The following is a 265-nucleotide window of genomic DNA, read 5'->3' on the forward strand; positions in this document are numbered from 1 at the left end:
CGCACTGACCGAGCACCCTGCGCGCCTGGCCAGCCTGCAGGCACGGCTGGCCAAGGCCGACGCCAACCTTCAGAGTATCGAGCGGGATGCCGGCAGGGCGCAGGTTATTGCGCCGTTCGACGGTGTAATAACCGATGTTCAGGTGGCCGCTGGTGATCGCGTCAGCAAAAATCAGGCGTTACTGAGCTTGTACCCGCGCCTGGGGCTTGAGCTACGGGCAAGAGTGCCCGACGTGTTTGTCGGCGAACTGCAGCAGGCCCTGAAT

At 63.4% G+C, this 265-nt stretch carries 1 pseudogene; it reads left to right on the plus strand.

The annotated features are described in order from the left end of the window. Positions 1-265 (plus strand): annotated as a pseudogene (locus AAEZ06_RS27450) (RND transporter); the annotation flags it as partial.

This window comes from Pseudomonas sp. HY7a-MNA-CIBAN-0227, assembly GCF_040310325.1.
Taxonomy (GTDB): Bacteria; Pseudomonadota; Gammaproteobacteria; order Pseudomonadales; family Pseudomonadaceae; genus Aquipseudomonas.